At 26.9% G+C, this 19,686-nt stretch carries 14 protein-coding genes; all 14 read right to left on the bottom strand.

Annotation, left to right across the window (positions count from 1 at the left end; all coding sequences use genetic code 11):
- Positions 1–84: 84 nt before the first annotated feature.
- The 14 genes from RDY08_RS00130 to RDY08_RS00065 all read right to left on the bottom strand — a co-directional run bounded on the left by RDY08_RS00130 (position 85) and on the right by RDY08_RS00065 (position 19,507).
- Positions 85–1,371 (bottom strand): TolC family protein, encoded by a 1,287-nt coding sequence (locus RDY08_RS00130; RefSeq protein ID WP_307904416.1) that lies wholly within the window; start codon positions 1,369–1,371, stop codon positions 85–87.
- Entirely contained in the window at positions 1,368–2,249 is an 882-nt protein-coding gene (locus RDY08_RS00125) for a hypothetical protein (protein ID WP_307904415.1), read from the bottom strand. The genes RDY08_RS00130 and RDY08_RS00125 overlap by 4 nt, the downstream gene beginning before the upstream one ends.
- 8 nt (positions 2,250–2,257) lie before the next feature.
- Positions 2,258–3,319 (bottom strand): HlyD family secretion protein, encoded by a 1,062-nt coding sequence (locus tag RDY08_RS00120; RefSeq protein ID WP_307904414.1) that lies wholly within the window; start codon positions 3,317–3,319, stop codon positions 2,258–2,260.
- Complete coding sequence (locus tag RDY08_RS00115; protein WP_307904413.1) at positions 3,300–5,051, bottom strand: ABC transporter ATP-binding protein; 1,752 nt, start codon at positions 5,049–5,051, stop codon at positions 3,300–3,302. The genes RDY08_RS00120 and RDY08_RS00115 overlap by 20 nt, the downstream gene beginning before the upstream one ends.
- Positions 5,052–5,241: 190 nt before the next feature.
- Positions 5,242–5,457 (bottom strand): hypothetical protein, encoded by a 216-nt coding sequence (locus RDY08_RS00110; RefSeq protein ID WP_307904412.1) that lies wholly within the window; start codon positions 5,455–5,457, stop codon positions 5,242–5,244.
- 45 nt (positions 5,458–5,502) lie between these two features.
- Positions 5,503–6,558 (bottom strand): DUF1611 domain-containing protein, encoded by a 1,056-nt coding sequence (locus RDY08_RS00105; RefSeq protein ID WP_307904411.1) that lies wholly within the window; start codon positions 6,556–6,558, stop codon positions 5,503–5,505.
- A 32-nt stretch (positions 6,559–6,590) separates the two neighbouring features.
- Positions 6,591–7,412: a hypothetical protein gene (locus RDY08_RS00100; protein ID WP_307904410.1), complete on the bottom strand. Its 822-nt coding sequence runs from the start codon at positions 7,410–7,412 to the stop codon at positions 6,591–6,593.
- A gap of 12 nt (positions 7,413–7,424) precedes the next feature.
- Positions 7,425–8,480, bottom strand: a complete 1,056-nt coding sequence (locus RDY08_RS00095; RefSeq protein ID WP_307904409.1) for a DUF1611 domain-containing protein — start codon at positions 8,478–8,480, stop codon at positions 7,425–7,427.
- A 32-nt stretch (positions 8,481–8,512) separates the two neighbouring features.
- Positions 8,513–9,562 carry a hypothetical protein gene (locus RDY08_RS00090; protein WP_307904408.1) on the bottom strand — a complete coding sequence of 350 codons (1,050 nt, stop codon included), beginning with the start codon at positions 9,560–9,562 and terminating at the stop codon, positions 8,513–8,515.
- Between the two features lie 19 nt (positions 9,563–9,581).
- Positions 9,582–10,250: a S8 family serine peptidase gene (locus tag RDY08_RS00085; RefSeq protein WP_307904407.1), complete on the bottom strand. Its 669-nt coding sequence runs from the start codon at positions 10,248–10,250 to the stop codon at positions 9,582–9,584.
- A gap of 101 nt (positions 10,251–10,351) precedes the next feature.
- Positions 10,352–10,660 carry a winged helix-turn-helix domain-containing protein gene (locus tag RDY08_RS00080; RefSeq protein ID WP_307904406.1) on the bottom strand — a complete coding sequence of 103 codons (309 nt, stop codon included), beginning with the start codon at positions 10,658–10,660 and terminating at the stop codon, positions 10,352–10,354.
- A gap of 114 nt (positions 10,661–10,774) precedes the next feature.
- Positions 10,775–14,029, bottom strand: coding sequence for a pullulanase-associated domain-containing protein (locus RDY08_RS00075; protein ID WP_307904405.1), 3,255 nt, complete (start codon positions 14,027–14,029; stop codon positions 10,775–10,777).
- A gap of 352 nt (positions 14,030–14,381) precedes the next feature.
- Complete coding sequence (locus tag RDY08_RS00070; protein ID WP_307904404.1) at positions 14,382–17,177, bottom strand: early set domain-containing protein; 2,796 nt, start codon at positions 17,175–17,177, stop codon at positions 14,382–14,384.
- Positions 17,178–17,200: 23 nt separating this feature from the next.
- Positions 17,201–19,507: a hypothetical protein gene (locus RDY08_RS00065; RefSeq protein WP_307904403.1), complete on the bottom strand. Its 2,307-nt coding sequence runs from the start codon at positions 19,505–19,507 to the stop codon at positions 17,201–17,203.
- Positions 19,508–19,686 lie beyond the last annotated feature (179 nt).

The following is a 19,686-nucleotide window of genomic DNA, read 5'->3' as shown; positions in this document are numbered from 1 at the left end:
TAATTTATCTTATAATAACACATTTGCACTTATTTTTCAACTCTTTTCTATTTTAATTCACAAAATCTAAAAATCCCATAGCTTTTAAATATAAAATGTTTTTTTACCAAATTTTATTTTATATTTAAAAGCATTCAACTCATTCTTTGCTTTTTTATACTCCATTTCTGCTTTTTCATAGTCTTCTTGAGATTTTATGTAATTAATAAGACTCATATACCCTTTTTTGTATACACTCTTTGAAATTAGATATCTCTTTCCAAAGTTATCTCTTTTATCCTTCAATATCTTTTTTTTATTTAATAAATTTTGATATTCTATCTCCAATTGTTGTTCCGTTCTATTTCTTTTAGCTTCTATTTCTTTCTTTTCTATTTTTAGCTTTTTTAATTCTTCTTTTTCAGTTTTAATATCTGTCTTCGATTCTAATACATTGCCTGTAAATACCACTCCCGCCATCCATATTTTATTTTCTATATCATAATTTACATCTAACTTTACTTCTGGACAACTTCTTATTACACTATATTTAATCTCTTCCTCTTTTGAATTTATTTCTAACCCTTTACTTGTTATTTCTAATTCATTTACACCTATTTTATCTATATTTACATCAGATATATCCTCAAATACTATCTTTTTTCGACTTTTAATACCTACTTTTTCAAGAAGTTTTTTACTATTATTTTCAAATGACTCTTCTAAATAAACTATATTATTTTTTATCTCTTTTATTTTTATACTCATATAATCTACATCTATTTTCACTGCTTCATTTTGCTTATATTTTTCCTTTAAATTTTCAAATTCTTTATTCCTATTTTTTAAAGTTTTTCTCTTTATATCTATTTCTGATTCAATATTTTTTATATCTGCATAAAGTTCTATAATACTTTTTATTTCTGTTATTTTTTCAGAACTCAACCTATTCATTGTAACCTTTTCTTTTAACTTTAATAATTTTTTTTTATATTTTTGCTCGCTATATATAACATCATCCAAACTTTCACTTAATCCTATTTTATAGATTGTTCTTTTCAGCTTATCCGTAGAATTATCATAATTAAAGTTCAAATAAAACATTTTATATCCAAAATTTAAAGTTGTATTTCCAAAATATTTATTCGTATCTTTATTTTTATAACTATTATAAATCGGATTTATATTAAAACTTATTTTTCGCCATTCTTCTGCAACGTTTCCCTGTTTTTCTATATCTAACTTCTTTATTTCTATCTTTTCTTTTTCTCTATAACTACTTTTTTCAATAAAACTTTTTATTACGCCTTCAAGATTTATTTTTTCTACGGCAAATAAATTTGTTTGAAACAAAATCATTAATATTATTACCTTTATAAAATTTTGTTTCATTCTTCAAGCTCCATTTCAAGATATTTTATATTTCCTTCCATTTCTATCTTCTTTATCTCCAATTCAGTCACCTCTTGTTCTTTATCTAAATATTTTTTATATCCAGAAACCCCTTTTTCCACTTTATCTTTTAATACTGCCACCTCTTTATTTTTTAATATTAAATTTCGTTTTAAAATCTCAACATCAATTTTTAAGATATATAAATCTTTCTTTTTTCCAAGTTTTTCTTTTTTTAATTTTTCTAATTCCTCTTTATATTTCATTTTATTAATCTCTATTTCTTCTTCCTTTAAATCTTGTTTTTGTTTACCGCTTTCTTCTAATTTTATTAAAAACAATTCCTTTTTTAATATTTTATCAAACAACTCATATTTTTTATTTATATAATCTTCTCTTTTAATAGATTTTATTCCACTATTATACTCAGATTCTTTCAACATATATTCAATATATTCTTTTCTTTTTTCAAGTTTTTTTATTTCGCCATTACTATACGCTATTGTATATTCTAACTCCTCTATATCTGATTTTTTAGTGTTTTCTAAATTATCCTTCATCAATTTTAAATTGGTTATATATTCTCTTATTTTTCTACTATAAAACTTTAAGCTCTTCGTTATTATTTTAATTTGATTATTGTAATCTAAGTATTCTTTTTTTATATTTTTCTTTTCTTCCTCAATATCAATTTCTTTTAAAAACAAACTATTATATAATTTTGATAATTCTATTTCAGAATACCCCAATTCCTTATTTTCCAAATATCCTTTTATCTCTTTATTTATAACATTATACTCTTTTTTTAGAATTTCTAACGTTCCTGAATATATTGTACTCTGTATTATAATCACTAAAATTATTACTATTTTTTTCATTCCAGCTCCTATTCAAACAATTTATCCCACAAATATTTTGCAATTATTTTTTTCTCTTTTACAATTATTTTCGCTTTTCCTTTTAATCCATTTTTTAAATTTATTTCTTTTAGTTTGTCTTTTTTTAATTTATTCGTAAATCCTTTTATTATAATTTCCACTTTATTATAAGTCATTCCATCTTTTGCCTGCGGATATAACTTTATTACCTCGCCTTCAATCGTTGTAAATTTTTCATAAGGTATCGCATCTAACATTATAATTACTTTTTGTCCATCTTTTACTTTTCCAATTGCATTTTCTTGCAAAGTAACTATCATTTTAAGATTTTTTAAATCAGCTAATGTAAAAAGTAATTCTCCTTTATTTACTGTTGAGCCCATTAATTCTTTTAAATCTTTTGTTATTATAGTCACACCTTCATATTCTGATTTCACTATACATTTTTTTATTTCTTCCTTTAAATCTTTTCCCTTATTTTCATAATAATTAATTTGATTTTTTAGATCTCTTTTTTCTTTTTTTATTAAATTTTTTTTAATTTTTATATTATTTTTAATTTTATAATCACTAATTTCTAATTTCTTTTTTTTAAGTAAATATCTACTTTTCTTTAGTTCATATTCTGATTTTTCTCCTTTTTTATATAAAAATTCAGAATTTTTATACTCATCTTCCAAATTTATATAATCCATTTCTAATAATTCTAAATTATTTTCATAACTTTTTTGTTCTAAATCTAATTGATTTTCATCCATTTCCTTTATTTTTAATTCTGTAAATAAATTATCCATAGCGATTTTATTTTCTATATATTTATTTTCTGTCTCTTTCGGATCAATTTCAATAACCGTTTCTCCCTTTTTTACTATATCTCCAAAATCCTTTTCTATCCTTTTTATCTCACCAGAAGCAGGAGAATAAACATTATATCTATCCGCAATAACAATTCCATTCCCTTCTACATATTCAGTTTTTTGAAATAAAAATAAAGTAGCTATTATTACCACCAAAAACAACACAACTGTACTTTTTATTAACTTCATAATCTTATGCGGAGTTTTCATCATTAGCTTTATCCTCCGATCTTAGTTTTTGCAAATTATAATAATCCCCTCTTTTTTCTAATAATATTTCATGCGTTCCCTCTTCCACTATAACTCCATCTTTTAATACGATTATTCTATCAGAACTCTCTATCGTCGACAATCTATGAGCTATTGTTATAACTGTTTTTGTTTTTAATTCTTCCTCCAAAGATTTCAAAATACAAGCTTCCGTTATATTATCAAGCGCTGATGTAGCTTCATCCAATATTATTATTTCAGGCTGCCTTAAAAGCATTCTCGCAATAGACAATCTTTGCCTTTGCCCACCAGAAAGATTTGTCCCTCCAAATTCCAATAAAGTTTCCAACCCGTTTGGAGAATCATTTATAAATTTATCTATCTGACAAATTTTGCACACTCTCATTATCTCTTCATCTTTAGCTTTATCACCTAATAATAAATTATTTCGTATATTATCACTAAAAAAGAAACTATCCTGACTTACAATTCCTATTTTTTTTCTAAAATATCTTTTATCTAATTCTCGCAACTCATATCCATTAACTCTAATTTCTCCATTAATTGGATTATATAAACCCATTATCAAATTTATTATTGTAGATTTTCCACTCCCACTCTCACCTATTAATGCTAATTTTTCTCCTCTTTTTATCTTTAACTCAAATTCTTTTAGTATATAATTATTTTCTTCATAATAAAAATCCAAATTCTTTAATTCTATATCTCCGCTAAATTCTTTCGGCTTTTCTCCCTTAAGATTATCCTGAGATAATTGTAATAACTTTTCCAATCTCTCAATCGAAATCATCACGGGAGCCATATTTATGTTGAAATTTAATAAGCTCATAAAGCTTCCTTTTGCAGTTCCCGAATATGACATTAATGCCATATATGTTCCTAACGTTATCTCACCTTTATATATCAAACCGCCACCGACAATCAACAAGAATATAGAGTCCCCAAGTCCTATCACTTCACTAATCGTCCCTGTTATCCAGCTTATTTTTAGCGAATCAAATATCTTAATCACCATATTACTATTTCTCTTAAAAAAAACCCTTCTAGCAAAATTTTCTTTTGTAAGTAACTTTAAATATTTCATATTCGAAAATGCCTCATTTACAAATTCAAACATTTCAGATACACTTTTTCTTATTGCTTTATTTTTTTCCATTACATGTTTTATCCATATATTATTATTAATTAATTGGAATGGTATTACTAAAAATACAACTATCCCATATTTCCAACTCAATAAAAACATAACAAGTGTATTGGTTATGAAATTAAATAATGTAAGGATTAAATTAATAATTGTTCCTGTTATTGCATTTTCTATCGCTAAAATATCATTATCAAAAGTAACAAAAATCTCTCCTATATTTATTTTATTCATTTCACTTGCTTCTGCTTTCATTATTTTATCAAATGCATTTTTTCTCATTGTCATTGATATAAAATTTCCCATATATGCCGATAAATATTCTTTTGAAATTGACAGTATTTTAGTAAATATAAATACTATTATCTGTATTGCAATAGCAAAATAAAGTATTTCTATATTTTTACCTATAAAAAAATCATCTACCACCATTTTATATACTAATGGATTTATCAACCCCAATATTGTCGAAATTAGCAAAACAAACATTATTGAAAATTGAAATTTATAAAATGGCTTTAAATACCTCATAAATTTAAATATTTCTTTCACTGTCGTTATATAATTCATATCAGACCGCACCTCATCATTCTTTTCTTAATTTTTTTATAAACTAACAGATTTTTTATTCTAAAACAGTTCAAAAAGAAGTCAAAAAATTCGACTTCTTTTTAAACAATTTATTTAATTTAAGGTCCAGATAGATTGAACTTTTAAAAAATTACTTTCTTATTAAAACCATTTTCTCTATAAAACTCTATTATTGATCTCCATCAATTCCATCGTCTCCATCTATTCCTATTGAAATTATTCCTGAATCTGTTTCTCCATCTCCATCTATTCCTGTTGAAGTTGATCCTGAATCTGTTTCTCCATCTCCGTCTATTCCATCGTCCCCATCTACTCCATAATTATATCCTTCTAAATCAAATTCTTCTTCTAAAAACATTTCTTCTGTTACTTTTTTCAATTTCATTAATAATTACCTCCATATTTTATTTTTATCTATCTGGACCAAAATTTAATTTAAAATAGTCTGAGCAACTTTATCTATGTCTCTAATAATCTCTACCGTTGAAATATTGAATTTTTCTTTTATCTCTTTTTTTCTTTGTTTCATCTCTTCTTCAGTTTTCTTTTCATAAATTCCATATTCTTTTTCTACTCTATCTGGAATCAAAACTGCCATTGGTTTATCTATATTGGAAAAAACTTTGAAAAAAGTTATCATTTTTTCCAATACCTCATCATCTCTATAATCTGCTATTATAATAACTTTATCTGGATGAAACCCTTTTAAATATGATAACTTTGTCATATACCACCCTAATCCAAAATCTAATACCACACTTCCTTGATCCGAAAATATAAAATATTCTGTCTCATTTTTGTCTTCTTCTTCTACTAATTTTCTTAAATATGCTGTATTTTCATATTGACTCAATGGTATTGTGCTATATAAAGGATATGTATCTTTAAATAAAAAAGCTGTAGGCTCTGTTATGATAGTTTTAACTTTTCTTTTTTTTCTCAATTCCTTAAATAACATTTGCTGAGTTGTAAATTTTCCAATACAACTTCTAGTTCCATAAATTCCAATTCTTGTCATATTTTTAGTTTTATAATCATTTTTCAAATTTTCAAAATATTTTTTTTCTATATTTTCTTTTTCTATAGGCTCTGGAAAATCAATTTTTATTTTTTTTTCACTTAACCAATCTAATGTTTTTTTACTATATATATTATGACTACTTATTATTTTTTTCCCTTTATTAAAAGCAGTTTCTACTACTAACCTCCACTTTTTGTCCAATTCATTTTCAAAATAAAAATCCTGAAAATGAGCTAAAGGAGTTCCCTCTTCATTTAATAATAATGTATCTACTCCTTCTAACGCTTCATCTACTTCATTCATTATCATTATTCCCGATTTTTCTCCATCCAATATCTCTTGAGCATCTTTTCCTACATCAAAAACAAAATCTATAACACTTTTTATTTCTATATTAAGTAATTCTCTAAATCTTATTAAGCCTTGCGTTACTTTATTATTTGGATATATAGATACTTTTTCCATTTTTGTCCCCTTCCTAATTTATTTACATTTTTTTAATTTAATATCTCTATTTTTTCTTCTCCTTTATCATAAAAAAATATTTTCACTGAGTTTAAATTAGTATATATATTTATAAACTTAACTAACATATCTATTTTTTCATTTTTTGTTTTAGTTGCTATTATTAATTCTTCTGGCATAAAAGAGTATAAAAGCGACATATTTTTCAACATTTTATAATAATCTTCAAAATCTAAAAAATCATTTGTATATGCAAGAAATAAGTTTTTAGATTTACTTTTTTCTGCTTCTTCTATAATATTTTTGGTATAATCATAAACAGTATATTCGCTCAAACCGCTATAAATTTCTTTAAATCCAAACAATCTTCCCCTTTTATCATCTGTAACAACTTCATACTCTTCTGATTTAAAACCTATTTTTTTTAAATATCTTAGCTCTACATCTAATTTGTCTTCAACATCATCTATACACAATAACATTGTTTTTTTTATTGTTTTTTTTAAAGGTTTTTTTGTTTGTTTGGATAACATTTTCATTATTTCTGATTCTGTTTCATAATTTGCAAAAACTTCATATTTATTATCTAATATATATTCTTTTGTTTGTTTGTCAAAAATATTATAATTAAATATAATATTTTTATTTGCTTCATTTCCTAATTTTATAATCTCTTTAAACTCATTAAAATTTTTATCTTCACCAGTTATAAATATACTATCTCCTTTATTCAAATTTTCTTCTAACTCTTGTTTTGAAGAAAACATACCTGCTATTTTATAATTGAAAATTTCTTTATGTTTTAATAAAAATTTACTTTTATCATTATTTGGATATAATATTATATCTTTCAATTTTACCTCCTATTAATTTAATATTTCCGGAATTATTTTTTCTATATCTTTTATTATTTCTACATTTTTAACTCCAAATTTTTCTCTTAGTTCCTTTTTCCTTTGTTCCAATTTTTCTTTCTCTATTCTTTCAAAGACTCCCTTATTTTCTTTTTTATCTGCTATCATAATTGCTATTGGTTTGGAAATTCCTAATGTAATCTCTAAAAAATCAATAACATCTCTTACATCTTTATCATCATCTAATCCACAAACAATAATAACCTTATCTGGATTAAAGCTAGTCAATCTCATAATATTATAATTAATCCAACCAGCTGATCTATTTAGTATGAAACTAAGCCCCGATTGCCCAGAATTTATAACATATTCTACATCATCTTGTTCCATTTCTTTTAACATTGCCCCCATATATTCTCCTGCCAAAAGTTCATCCGATTGTATATTTACAAATTGTGGTTGATTAAATAAAAATGCCGTAGGCTCTGTTATAATTGCTTTTGTTTTACTTTTTTTACTTAAACTTCTTAATAATTCCATTTGAGTTGTAAATTTACCAACACAACTATTTGTACCATAAATCCCTATTTTTTTTAATTTATTCTTAAATGTATAATTTTCATTTTTCTCTACTCTATTTTTTGCTTCTTCATTTGTTATTTGTTTTCCAATTTCAACATTTATTTCCTCTTCTTCTAACCATTTTTTTAACCCTACATCTAAAATAGTATGAGTTGATAAGATTTTCATCCCTTTTTCATGTGCTGTTTTTACTAAATCTTTCCATTTTTCCTGCAATCTATTTTCTTCATAAAATTTAATAGCTGCTGGAACCTGAACAGGAGCTCCTGCATCATTTAATATTAATATTTCGGAATCTTTTAATCCTTTTTTTATGTCTTTAGTTATTTTTATATCTGATTTTTCCCCTATTGCTAATTTTACAGCATCACACTCATCATACTTTGTAAAATCTACAACACAATTAATTTTAAAATCCAATAGCTCTCGAAATCTTATAATCCCCATTGTTATTTTATCAAATGGATATAGTACAGCTTGCTTCATTTTTACCCCCTATCTATTTAGAATATTATTTTTTAAGCATTTTTAAATTCATAATATCTATCACTCATTTTTTTATATTTATTTTCCAATCTTTCTTCTAATTTTTCTAATAACAATATTTTTTCAAATTTTTCTAATTCATCTTTAAAAATTACATTTTTTATATTATATTTTGCAGTAATATTGTCTATGCTCTTTTTATTTTCATAATAAAAACTTTTTTCTATTATACACGCTAAAATTTCTTCTAAACCATAATATATCCTAAACATATTTGATAATTTATTTATAAATTTCTCATTTAATTCATCTATTATTAATACAGCTTCATCTAATCTATACCCTAATAATTTAGAATTTTTTTTCATAAAATCATGAATATCATTGTCATAAATAGGAAAACTTAATTTTTCTTCTATAAATATTAACTCTTTTTTTTCTTTCTCAAATTCTCTAAACATTGCTTCTACATACTGCCAATTAAGATTATAATTTTCATATATATTTTTTAATTGTTTAAAATCATATAAAAAGCCTATTTTTTCATTAACTATATTACCTATATTATAATGTTCTTTTAATTTTTCATTTAATTCTAGTAAAATTTTTAAACTTTCTTGCTTTTCTGATATTTCAAAAAAACCTATTTTTTTAATTTTTTCTCCTTTTCCTACATATCCTCTTTTTCGAAAATTTTCTTCAAAATTCAAATATTCTCCAATATACTTTACTATATCTTTTTTACCTTCAAAACAAGTTAAAACATCTATATTATTATCCTTTATTAAAGTTTTTATTTTTTCGCTAGTTGGAAGTTCTAATAAAATTATATCTTTATTTTGCTTATTTGCTTCTAACATTATTTTAATTATATTATCTTCTCTTTCTTTATTATCTACATCTGTAAATAAAATTATATCGCTTTTCATTATTACATTCTTTATCTCTTTACCTGTTTCTACTTCTCCTACAAATTCTTCATTTTCATCTAAAATTAAATATTTCAGTTCATAATCTAAATATTCTTTAGTATTAATTATCTGTTTGGCAATGTTATTTAATGGATATAACGATAATTTCATCTTTTCCTCCTTTATTTTTTTATAAAATTTCATTTTCTATAGATAATTCCTCTATTTTTTCCGTTTCTAAAATATACAATAGTTCTTCTAAATCTTTTATACTGTTTTCTTTTAATATTTTAGATGTCAACCCTACTATATGAGGCACCAAATAACTATTCCCTATTAACTCTATTTTTTTATTTTCTATATCTAATTCTTCATTTATATTTAAATATATATTTGTATTAAAATAATCTATAAAACATTTTTTTTCATTTACATCTACCATAGAATTCCCGACTCCTATAACTTTGTCAAATTCTGCTGGAAAAGATATTTTTCCCGAATTATTTTTGGCTGCAACGACTACAATATTTTGTTTTATTAAATAATTTATAGCTTTATGCATCCCATATACATGTTTATAAGTAGTCGTTCCTAAGCTTAGCCCTATAATGTCTACTTTTTCATTTTTCAATAAATTTAAAGCCTTTAACAATTCAAAACTACTTCCTTTTAAATCTTTATTTAAGATTTTTATATTAATAATCTCATCTTCTTCATTTAAGTATCTTTCTAATATTTTATAAATTGCTGTACTATGTCCATTTTCATCCTTTTGAACACTTTCAGTCACGTTTATTGATTTTATTATATTTAATTTGCTTTTTTCTGGTTCCCCACTATCTATAATAGCTATCTTCATTTTTTCTCCTTAATTTATCATCCTTAATTTATAATACCATATATTATTGTCAAAATGATGTCATTTTTGTTTTATTTTACATTTTTATGTTCTGCTATACATCACTCAAAAATATAACCTATTCCTCTAACGCTTTTAAAATGCTCTTTCAATTTTTCTTCTTTTTTCTTCAATCGTTTTAAACAAGAATCAACCACTCTGTCTTCACCTATATAATTATCACCCCAAACCCTTTCTATAATCTGACCTCTATAGAAAACTCTTCCAGGATTTTTTATAAAAAACTCCATTAAAAGATACTCTAATTTTGTTAATTCAATTTCAACCTCTTCTACGTATATAACTAATTTAAGTTTTGACAATTTAATTTCTTTAAATATCCAAAAATATTCCTCAGAACAATCTTGCACTTTACGTTCACCTCCAAAATTTATCAAGTTTTCTCAAAACTTTTGAACTTTTATTCTTTATTTTAGAAAAAAGATTGGTGTAATCCACACCAACCTTCTTTTCTAGATTACTCTTTATTTTGCTATTACAGATGTTGAATTTGCCGGTACATCTATTTCTCCATTTAAAATTTTAACATTAGTTTTTCCTCTTCCTCCGTTTTCATTATAATCTAAAGGTAATATCCCCGCATCATCTTCATCAACTATAACTTTCCAATTACTATTATTTACTATTTCAGGAACAGATATTTTTTCCGTTACGCTACCAACATTATGCACTACAATTATTTTTGTATAATTTGTATCTCCTCCACTTTCTAGACTATTGTCAAGTTCATACGCAATATAATTATTATTTTCAAACGGAACTTGTCCAGGAATATCATCCTCTACCCCTAAGTCTATTTGAACCTCTCGGCTATTCGATATCGTTCCTATTTTTATACTGTTATTTCCACTACCAGAATATCCTCCCGGTACAAAATCCCACTTTCCAGGAGTCTTTACAAGCTTAACCTGTAAATTATTAGGATCACTCCATCCGCTTAAATTAAATTCTGATATTTGTCCTTTTGTAAATGTTATTTCTCCTTTTCCTTCACTATCAAAAACTATTTTAAATGCATTTGTTGCTGGATTCCCATTAACTCCACCATCTCCAGCAGTAGAAAAAACTTCTCCAACTACATAATATACACTGTCTGGTACTCCATTTATAAATTTCAAAGTTAAATCTTGTAGTTCCGAAAAATTACTAAAAGGCCCTGTAGTTTCTCCACTATTAAACCCTTCTTCTCCTATAAATTTTAATCCATTTTTTATACTTTCAGAATTTTCATATCTAAATGCAGGTATTGATTTCCTCATTTTTACAAGACCTTGCACATATTCATCCAAAGAAGCATATGGTTCCTTATCCATTCTATCCCATCTAAACATATTTGTATAATCTGGTGATTTATAACTATTTTCATGTAGCTTTCCGCCACTAGAATCTGGCTCGCCATCAGAATCATAATTTGAATTAGTATGAGCCCTATTCGAACCATTTGCATCATCAAGTGCAAGCGGTTTCGTTCTACCTATCTCATCTCCACCTTGAATTATTATTTTCCCCTCAGATGTAAACAACATAGCCATTGCTTGTTTTACATATTTAGCTCTTATTTCTTTCGTTCCTTTTATATTAAGATTTATTTTATCCCACAAAGTAAATCCATCATGTATAGATTGATAATTTAAAGTTTCTTTAGGTGAATCCGCAAACAAATCATATCCATTTTCTGTTATATTTAGAGGAGTTCCTCCATTATCAAATCCTGTTATTCCTCCAATTATTCCAGCCTTTACTTTTCCTGTAAGTTTAATATTCCCTTGAACAAATCCATTATCACCTTCCGCAGATGTACTTCCAGAATAACTATCTCTACTTGTATCATTAAATACAGCCAAATCTATATTGTGCGGATATGAAGCCGTTTCTCCTTTTATAGGAGACTCTCCTTTATCCAAATCTGTAAAATTCCAAGCCTCTCCTTGTAAAATAATCTTGTCTCCAACCTCTTTTCTTATCTCTTTCATCGTATCTGTATCAATAAATCCCATTAAATCAAATCTAAATCCATCAACACCATATTCGTTAACAAAATGTTTTAAAGAATCTATAATTAATTTTCTAACCATTTTATTTCTACTCTCTACAGTTGGACCTGCTCCAGATTTTGTCGATATTGTTCCTTCAATAGTCCTATAATAACAACCAGGTGCAATATTTTCAAATACATCCCAACCATAAGTGTGATTATAAACTACATCCATTATTACTCCAATTCCATTTTCATGCAATTTCCCAACCAGTTCTCTATATTCTTTTATTCTATTATATGGGTCTTCTGAATCAGATGAAAGCCATCCTTCCACGGTAAAATAGTTATGCGGATCATAGCCCCAATTATAATTCGTTTTATCGCCATTTCCAACAGGCATATAACTTTTTTCTTTCTCATTAACCGTATAATAATTTTGCACTGGAAGAAATTGTACATCTGTTATCCCCAAATTTTTCAAATGTGTTAATCCTTTTGTAAAATCAGAAAAACCTTTAAAAGTCCCTCTTTCATTTTCAGGCACATCTTCTGCAGATATTGTAAAATCTCTTACATGGGTTTCATATGCTATCTCTTCAACTGAATTTTCTAAGTTTGTATTCCCTATACTAGAAGATTTTTCTCCTGCGTTTATAGAATTTATATCTACAAATGCACCTTTCCCTATCTTATCATTGCTATTGCTGTCAAAAGAAGCCATCGATTTTGCATAAGGATCAAGAGCTTGTTTTGTTTTCACTGCCTTTTCTTGAGGATAATATGCTTTAACCTCATATTGATAAAAATATCCATCCATATTATCTAGAGTGGTATTTGCCTTATTTAACTTAACACTCCAAACTCCAGCATCTCCTAAATTTAATTTTATAGCCCCAGCCACTTTTTTATTTTGGTCTGTTTTATCATATATATTTACACTTATCTCCATTGCCAAAGGAGACCACACTTTCAAATCAACCGTTCCATCAGAATTTAATTTAGCTCCCAAGTCATCTCCGCTATAATAAAATATATCTCCTCTTAATGCTTCTGACGATATTGTTGTATAAAAATAATTTTCCTTATACTCTAGCTTAACTATTTTTGAAGCATTATTTAAAGTTAAAGTTAATATTTTTCCATCTCTTAAAACATTAGTTATAATCTCCTCTTTCCCATCTCTTTTATATGCTTTTATTTCTGATAATTTAATATCTTCATTTAAAGTAATATAACATTTTAAAGTTTTATCATTTACTATTTCTGCTCTCTCTATTTTTTGAGTTATAGTAGGCAATTTAGTATAAATTGTTGATTCATTTTTTATCACCCAAAATTCTCTATTGCCATTTGAAACATCTAGCTTTCTAGGATTTTTATCATCCCGATCAGCAGAATCTTTAACATCTCCTTTATGTATAATAAAATTCAAATCTTGCGAACTATCTAAAATTTTGAAATCCACATACACTCCAAATGAATCACTTTTATCAAAATTCAGTGGAGTTGTCCAATCATGTTTTGTATTCCCTATATAGAACACACCATCTTTTTCCGTTTTTATAGAAGCACCCCACAAATGTAAGCCCCAACTATTGTCCCCACTATAATGAACCCTTATTGTATTTCCTGTTAAATTTGTTGTATCTGTTTTTGTTTCTTTCTCAACGTTATTTGATTTTTCTATGCACCCAAACAAAGAAAACACCACTATAAATAACAATAATATATTTTTTTTCACAATTACCTCCTATTTTTTAACTAATAAAGAAATAAGCTACGCTTCATCTCGTAAAGTATAAATATTTTTCTAAATTTTTGGCTTCTGAAAAATTTTGATTTGAAAAATTGCATATTTTAAAAAATAGCGTAGCTTATTTTCTGAACAAATTTATACTTTACTAACAAATAAAGAAATAAGCTACGCTTCAACTCATAGAGTATAAATGTTTTTCAAAATTTTTGGCTTCTGAAAAATTTCGCCTTGAAAAATCACATACTTAAGCAAAATAGCGTGGCTTATTTTCTAAATAAATTTATACTTTACTAACCAATTTAAAAAGAAAGGGCTTAACAAGCCCTTTCTTAATTAATTAAAACTCTACAATTAATCCTTTTTCCATTCCTTCTGAGTAAGTATAATTATTACCAGTATCAGGATTTTTTCCTGCCCATTTATCATTTGCTGTTCCATCTGATGTCCAATATGTAAATCCAAATTCTCCTGTTTTGCTAGCTATTTCTGTATAACAATACCAAGTATTATCATCATTTGATTTAGTTAATCTTATTTGTCTAGCCCAACCACTATCTATTATAGAGCCCTTTATTATCATCTTATCTATTTTTGTTAAATCTACTCCATCCATTTCAGATAATTTTGTAGCATCAAACACTACTTTTACTGTTTTTTTACCTTCTACAATCAATCCTTTTGCTACCCCTTCTGAGTAAGTATAATTATTACCAGTATCAGGATTTTTTCCTGCCCATTTATCATTTGCTGTTCCATCTGATGTCCAATATGCAAATCCAAATTCTCCTGTTTTACTATCTATTGGAATAAATCCAGACCATGTATCTCCTGTGTCATCCTTTGTCAATTCTATGTGTTTAGCCCAACTACCATCTATTATAGACCCTTTTATTATCACTTTATTTATTTTAGATAAGTCTACTCCACTCATCTCTGACATTTTAGTAGCATCAAATACTATTTTTACTGAATTTGATAAACTTCCCATATCTTTTATTATAGTTGAACTATTTTCATCATCACTATAATCATTATCTTCTTCTACTTTTAATTCTGCATTATAAGTTGTTTCTTGCCCTGATTTATCTTTAACTATAACAGGTATCATATATGTCCCTATTAATAAATTCATTTCTATAGAGTTTGTATATACTTTATCTGTTGAACTTTCATCACCAGACACTGTTGCTTGTCCATCATTTAATAAAGTTAACATACCTTTATCAAATTGAGTTAAATCAGCTTTTACAGATTCTATATCTTTCATTCCATCGTTATCTTCAACTTTTGCTGCAAGTAATACAACCATTCTTTTATTTGATCCAGGTGCAACAGATACTGTCTTCCCACCTGTCAACGCCACTTCTGCCCAAGAATTAAAGCTACCTTTTACTTTAACTCCATACGGAATCAAATTATAATCAGAATTATTAAACACTATTTTTATTGCTGTATTTGTTACTGTTGTTGTAAATTTAGCATTTCCACTTGTTGATTTTTCGTATGTAAAATCAACAAAAGTTGAACTTGACAATGCAACTTCTGCCCAACCATTAAAGCCTCCCTTAACTGTCACTACTTTTGCCGGTCCTGCATAATTAATAGTTATTGCTGTATCTGTTGTTGTTGTTGTAAATTTAGCATTTCCACCACTTGCTGGTTCAAAAGTAACTCCTGTTCCAGAAACACTATTTGTAGCAACAGCATTTTGCCAATTCCCATCTACCATAAATCCAAGTTCATACGTACCTGGTGCAGATATTGTAGTTGTATAACTCCAATCTTTTTTAGTCTCTACTTGTACCGCATCACTTGCAGTAGCATTTTGCCAATTCCCATCTACCATAAATCCAAGTTCATATGCCCCTGGTGTAGTTACTGTTGTTTCGTAACTCCAATCATCTTTTTGTTTTAATACTGTTTCTAAATTTTTATGTTTTACTGTTACTGATTTTACTACTGGCGCGCTATCCATTACAGTTATATATACAGAAGACATTGCTGTAATTCCGTATTCATCTACTGCCGTTATTGTAAACAAATATTCTCCAACCTCTGGTATTTTTATATTTTTAACTTTATATTTTCCATCTTCTAAAGTCATCGCCTTATTAGATAAAGTTGAGAATTCTGTTCCTTTTATTATCTTCCCAGAAACCATTTTTCCAGCATAATTTATTTTAACAGATTTTATAGTTTTATCAGAAACTGGATCTTTTATATATTTAGATATATCTACAGTAACTTCAATTGCATCCGCTGTTGTATTTTTGCTAAAACTTTTTGTATCCAAAGCTATTACTGGCATATATTTAGATTTAGCTTTACCATTAACTATAGCTTTTGGATTTGATCCTCCATTTCCATCATCAACAAGTTTATCTCCTGTTGGATCTGCTGACCAAGGTGACGAAAATTCAGATGGATTAAATTTATATTCAAATTCTCCTGGCGCTATCCCTGTAAATGTATATGTATAAATTCCATCTGCACCTTTTACCATAACTGGAGAAGAATTTTCATTTCCATGCCATCCATTAAATGGTCCAGATATATATATAGGTTTAGATAATTCTGCTTTTCCAAACATTTCTGGTACAGCTTTTACTGTAAATGTTTTATCTGGTCTTGGTTGTAATATTATTGTTCCAAGATCTAATTCTGTATCTTTTTTCATAGTTCCTTTTTTACTTAAATCTATTAGTTGAACATCATACCCTTTTCCAGGTATCCCAACTGCCAACCATTTAGCATTTAATGGCACCTCTGATATTACATAATCATCCATAGCATCATCTGCTAAGTCTGCATCTATTTTATTTGTTATTTTCTCACCTGTATTCCCTTCATTAAAGTCATTTTTTATATCGTCTAAATCAGTAGAATCATCCGCTAATTTTGTAGCTATGATAGATTTTGACCCTGATGTACTTGGGACAAAATACCAAAATTTTACATAATCCTCTTTTGTTAAAGCTGTTACAGCATTTTCTCCTGCACTTTTTTTAACTTGAACTGTTAATTTCAATGACGCTGTATCTGGTTTTTTCATATTATTATTTTCATATATACATCCACTGAATAACAATAAGAAAGTTGTTAATACAGCAAGTAAACTATATTTTAATTTCATTGTACTATCTCCTCCTTTTTTTATTAAAATTTCGCTGAAATATTAAACGCAAGTTGATCTTGTTCTCCATCTGCAAAAGATGTTTTGTCGCTTATAAAATCTCCACTATCTTCTGTTACTGTAGGATCTCCATATTTTAATGTTGCTGTTGTATCGTTCCCAAAATTATATTCCATTCCAACTGCATATTTTACATCATCACTATCATCTGTATCTTTAAAATTTTTGCTATCAGCTTGATAAGTTAACTCTTTTTCATATTTTGCTCCACAATATAAAGTAAAGTTTCCTTTTTCCAATTTATGATATACAAACGCTCTATATTTGTAATTATCATCTAATTTTTCTGTGTTTTTTGTTGTTGTAACGTTTACATCTTTATCTCCATTTTTTACTTTTATATCATTACCATCTTTATCTTTGGCATTTACTCTTTTACCTTGTTTATCCTCTATGGAGAATCTTCCACCAACAATAAATTTATTATTAAATCCTGCCAATTTAACATTCCTAATTTCATAATCAGAACCAGTTTCAACAGTTACCTTTTTATCATATGAATGGTCTATTACCCATTTACCATCTTCATCATATGTTTTCTTTTCTGCATCTTCTTCTTTTCCTAATCCTAAACCTTTTATATTGATTTTTCCAGCTACTTTAAAATAACTATTTTTAGTAATGTCCATTCCGTGATCTACGTAAACTTCCGCTATTCTAGCATCATCTTTTACTTTTTCATCTTTATCTCTATCCATTTCATAATGGAAATTTACATTTTCTGTCCATTTAGGTATTAATGTAAATTTATTTCTTTGTTCTATTGTTATTTTTCCTTTTGCAGCTTCAAGCTTTCCAGCTTTTGCATCTGCTGGAAGTTTTTCATCTTTTTCAAGAGTTCCTTCTAATTCTAATTTTATTTTTCCAGGCCACAAATTCAATGTTGTTAATGAATTTATTTTTTCTTTAGGAAAACTATCTTTTATATTAGCTCCATAACTAGAATACATTACATTTGTTGTTAACCAACCTTTACTGAAAAGATCATAACTCGCATATGCCAAATATGCTTTTTTATCTGCTTCTAATTTCACAATATCTGTTTCCGCAAAAACAGTTTTTGTATTTTTTCCCATTCCAGCCACATCAAAATATTCACCAGAATTATACAGCCCTGCTCTTACATCTATCTTTCCAAGCCATCCTAATTTAAATAAATTCTTTGTATATAAATATATAGCATCTCTACTAGGTACATATGCGTTAATTGCATCACTTTCTACGTTTTCTATCCCTGGACTTCTTCTTGTTCCATATTCTCCAGAAACAGTTAAACTCCAAATAGGAAGTGGTTTCATTACCAATTCTCCATCTACAGCATATAACCCTCTTGCATTATCAGAATCTTTCGCATCATCCCATTTATAATTAATAACTTTTTCTGCATAACTACCTCTTACAAAAGCATTTATCCCCATTTTTTTCAACACATCAAAGTTTTGTTTTACTTGCATCCCATAAAAATCTCCAGAACCAGTTTTATACATCATAGCTACATATTTATTAGAGTTCCCTAATAAACTTAAATTTCCATTAGCTATTACTCCATTGTCCGGATCAACTACATCTCCCGCAAACAGGTTAAATGTATCTTCAAAACTTGCAACTTCTTTATCGCTATCTTTAAAAACAGCTACTGTCAATTTCTTAGATTTCGCTTTTAATTCTATTGCATCTACAGAAGCATCTTTCCCTTGATCAATACCTAATTTAACTTTAGCAGATACATTTTTATTTACTTTACCAGAAAGAGTTAAATTTCCTGTATAGTCTAAATCTCTCATTCCTGGATTATTATCTTTCATCCCTACTATTTGTTCTGCAGAAAAATCTCCAGATATTTTCACTTTATTTACATCATCTTTTAATTTATCTATCTTCTTTCCTAGTTTATCGCCTATCTCTTTTTCCATTTTTGCTATTTTCTTATCTAACTCTTCACTTTTCGCCCCCAATTTCACCAATTCTGGAGCAAAATTAGTTACCAGCACCTTTATTGCTTCTAAATCTTGTGCTGAAGCTTTTTTCTCAAGTTTTTCATTTACATAACTCAAATTAGAATAAAGCATAGATGCTATTTCATACCTAGAAAAAACCCCCTCACCCTTAAACTTCGTTGCATTGTCAAGACTCGGTGCTAAAAGACCTTTATTATAAAGATTCCTTACTGCGTTTGATGCCCAATGATTATCTGGTACATCGTTAAAACTTGCAAAAGCTAAACTACTTAAAATAGTAAAAAAAGCTAATGCCAACTTAATTTTTTTCATTTTTTTACCTCCCTTATTATTTGTGTATTATAACATATTACTTTTTTTCTTTCATTCTCCACTTCTAACTTTTTTAGTACCTCCTTTTTTCCTCACTTTATTTCATTTACAATTCTTTTTTATAATTTTAGCACACTTTTTTTATTATGTCAATATTTTTATACATTTTTTGTGAATTT

The organism is Haliovirga abyssi, assembly GCF_030295325.1.
Classification (GTDB): domain Bacteria; phylum Fusobacteriota; class Fusobacteriia; order Fusobacteriales; family Haliovirgaceae; genus Haliovirga; species Haliovirga abyssi.
Note: the sequence above shows the minus strand (reverse complement) of the source record. Positions and strands in the feature narration are given on the sequence as shown.

What these genes read in the sequence shown, in the direction of transcription:
- RDY08_RS00130 (WP_307904416.1), bottom strand. Translation starts at nt 1,371, where the DNA reads ATGAAACAAAATTTTATAAAGGTAATAATATTAATGATTTTGTTTCAA.
- RDY08_RS00125 (WP_307904415.1), bottom strand. Translation starts at nt 2,249, where the DNA reads ATGAAAAAAATAGTAATAATTTTAGTGATTATAATACAGAGTACAATA.
- RDY08_RS00120 (WP_307904414.1), bottom strand. Translation starts at nt 3,319, where the DNA reads ATGATGAAAACTCCGCATAAGATTATGAAGTTAATAAAAAGTACAGTT.
- RDY08_RS00115 (WP_307904413.1), bottom strand. Translation starts at nt 5,051, where the DNA reads ATGAATTATATAACGACAGTGAAAGAAATATTTAAATTTATGAGGTAT.
- RDY08_RS00110 (WP_307904412.1), bottom strand. Translation starts at nt 5,457, where the DNA reads ATGAAATTGAAAAAAGTAACAGAAGAAATGTTTTTAGAAGAAGAATTT.
- RDY08_RS00105 (WP_307904411.1), bottom strand. Translation starts at nt 6,558, where the DNA reads ATGGAAAAAGTATCTATATATCCAAATAATAAAGTAACGCAAGGCTTA.
- RDY08_RS00095 (WP_307904409.1), bottom strand. Translation starts at nt 8,480, where the DNA reads ATGAAGCAAGCTGTACTATATCCATTTGATAAAATAACAATGGGGATT.
- RDY08_RS00090 (WP_307904408.1), bottom strand. Translation starts at nt 9,562, where the DNA reads ATGAAATTATCGTTATATCCATTAAATAACATTGCCAAACAGATAATT.
- RDY08_RS00085 (WP_307904407.1), bottom strand. Translation starts at nt 10,250, where the DNA reads ATGAAGATAGCTATTATAGATAGTGGGGAACCAGAAAAAAGCAAATTA.
- RDY08_RS00070 (WP_307904404.1), bottom strand. Translation starts at nt 17,177, where the DNA reads ATGAAATTAAAATATAGTTTACTTGCTGTATTAACAACTTTCTTATTG.
- RDY08_RS00065 (WP_307904403.1), bottom strand. Translation starts at nt 19,507, where the DNA reads ATGAAAAAAATTAAGTTGGCATTAGCTTTTTTTACTATTTTAAGTAGT.